Raw genomic sequence first — 2463 nt, 5'->3', positions numbered from 1 at the left:
AATAGGTAATAGGTAATAGGTAATAGGTAATAGGTAATAGGTAATAGGTAATAGGTAATAGGTAATAGGTAATAAACTGATAACTGATGGAGACGCGCCGTGGCACGTCTCTACTATTCCGCGCTTTTTCTCATATTTTTGCGAAGTACCCAAAGACCAAAACCAATGACTAAACTTAATAACGCAATCTTAGAAATAGGGCCTATATATTCTTCAACCAACTCATAATGGTCTCCTAATAAATACCCGGCTCCGGTTAAAAAAGTCACCCAAAGAGTTGTACCAATGGTAGAATAGATAATGAAAGGAGTTAACGGCATATTATTTAGACCCGCAGGTAAAGAAATTAAGGTTCTCACCCCGGGAACTAAACGACATAAAAAAACAGCCATTCCGCCATATCGAGTAAACCAATTATTGGCTTTATCAATATCTTTTCCGGTCACTGTAATCCATTTTCCGTATTTATCGGCTAAATCTCTTAACCGTTCTTCCCCAAAGAATTTACCCGCATAATACCAAGGAAACGCCCCTAATATTGTTCCGACAACTCCCGCTAAAACCGCCGGAAAAAATTGCATTTCCCCCCGAGATACCGTAAAACCGGCTAAGGGCATAATTAACTCAGAAGGAATAGGCGGAAATAGATTTTCTAAAAACATTAATAATCCAATTCCTAGATACCCCAAGGAACTCATTGTATTAGTAATCCATTCAACCATAATCTTTTCTTAAATTAAGTTTTTAGTCATTCAAAAACCGGGCTTCAGGTTCAGAAACCCGGTTTAAAGGGGGGCTTAAAAATCTATCTCAGAAACCGGGTTTCTTCTTAGATATCTAGCGAAAAACCTTCATATTTTTCGTAGAAACCCGGTTTCTTTGCGTAAGTCCTAAACTGATTTATGTTCCCGATGTCCAAGAGTTAACATACTCAATTTGTTCTGGGGTCAAGCTATCAACTTTAATTCCCATAGCATCCAGTTTCAAACGAGCAATTTCTTTGTCCAGATTCGCCGGAATAGAATGAATTCCCGGTTCTAATTTGCCTTGGTTTTTCACCAAATGTTCACAAGCTAAAGCTTGGTTAGCAAAACTCATATCCATCACCGCGCTAGGATGTCCTTCGGCGGCTGCTAAGTTAATTAAACGACCTTCTCCCAAGACCACAACGGATTTACCGTTTTTGAGTTTATATTCTTGGGTAAAGTTACGAACTTCTTTAACTTCTGTAGCTTTTTCTCCCAAGGTTTTCAGGTCAATTTCAATATCAAAGTGACCTGAATTACAAACCATGGCGCCATCTTTCATGATGTCAAAATGTTCGCCGCGAATAACGTGCTTATTCCCAGTAACAGTAATAAATAAATCTCCCACCGATGCAGCTTCATCCATCGGCATCACCCGGAAACCGTCCATCACCGCTTCAATTGCCCGCACCGGGTCAATTTCGGTTACAATCACATTAGCGCCTAAACCGCGTGCCCGCAGGGCTGTACCCTTGCCGCACCAACCATAACCAGCCACCACAATATTTTTACCCGCTAACAGGACGTTAGTGGCGCGGATAATCCCATCTAGGGTAGATTGACCAGTCCCATAACGGTTATCAAAGAAATGCTTAGTATCGGCATCGTTGACGTTCATGGCGGGGAAGGTTAAAACCCCATCTCTCAACATCGCTCTTAAACGCACAATTCCGGTGGTGGTTTCTTCGGTTGTCCCAATCAAGTCGGGAATTTGGTGTTGGCGTTCTTGAATTAAGGTTGCCACCACATCGCTACCATCATCAATAATAATATTAGGACGATGATCTAAAGCAATTTGAACGTGGCGAGTATAGGTTTCGGCGTCTTCCCCTTTAATCGCATAGACCGGAATTCCGTAGTCAACAACTAAACTCGCTGCAACATCATCCTGGGTAGATAGAGGGTTACTGGCAATTAACACCGCATCGGCGCCACCCAATTTCAGGGCGATGGCTAAATGGGCGGTTTCGGTGGTCACGTGGCAACAGGCGGCCAAACGCAGGCCAGCAAAGGGTTTTTCTTTGGCAAAACGTTCTTGAATCAAGCGCAGCACAGGCATTTCACGGCCGGCCCATTCAATCCGTTGTTTACCTTTGGGGGCGAGGGAGGGGTCTTTGATTTCGTAGTTAATACGGACAGTTGTTGCAGTCATTTTGTAGTTGTTTCCTAGACAGAAAAATTATTTCCAGTTTCTTTGAGAATGCCTCAGTCATCCGGCACACGGGGCCTAACTCAAGCATTCCATTGGTGACGTCCCCATGCAACCGAGGGTTCCTCGTCAAAATTAGCAATTGTTGCAATTTATTAACATAAAGCCTAACGCGAAACTTGTCATTAGGCCAGAGGCAACCGGAAAAAGGGATTCAGGACTTACGCAAAACAACCATATCTAGTAGGGGCGAACGGCCGTTCGCCCCTACAGATGGTGTATAATTGG

At 43.1% G+C, this 2463-nt stretch carries 2 protein-coding genes; both read right to left on the bottom strand.

Going from position 1 to position 2463, the window contains the following annotated elements; translation table 11 throughout:
- Positions 1–113 precede the first annotated feature (113 nt).
- The gene (locus PL9631_RS03500) at positions 114–722 is read right to left on the bottom strand and encodes a DedA family protein (RefSeq protein ID WP_083617006.1); all 609 of its coding nucleotides are present in this window, start codon (positions 720–722) and stop codon (positions 114–116) included.
- A gap of 178 nt (positions 723–900) precedes the next feature.
- Complete coding sequence (ahcY, locus tag PL9631_RS03495; RefSeq protein WP_083617002.1) at positions 901–2178, bottom strand: adenosylhomocysteinase; 1278 nt, start codon at positions 2176–2178, stop codon at positions 901–903.
- Positions 2179–2463 lie beyond the last annotated feature (285 nt).

Source organism: Planktothrix paucivesiculata PCC 9631, from assembly GCF_900009265.2.
Classification (GTDB): domain Bacteria; phylum Cyanobacteriota; class Cyanobacteriia; order Cyanobacteriales; family Microcoleaceae; genus Planktothrix; species Planktothrix paucivesiculata.
This window is presented reverse-complemented; position numbering and strand designations above follow the sequence as displayed.

Coding starts and splice junctions, on each gene's coding strand:
- PL9631_RS03500 (WP_083617006.1), bottom strand. CDS start 722: ATGGTTGAATGGATTACTAATACAATGAGTTCCTTGGGGTATCTAGGA.
- ahcY (WP_083617002.1), bottom strand. CDS start 2,178: ATGACTGCAACAACTGTCCGTATTAACTACGAAATCAAAGACCCCTCC.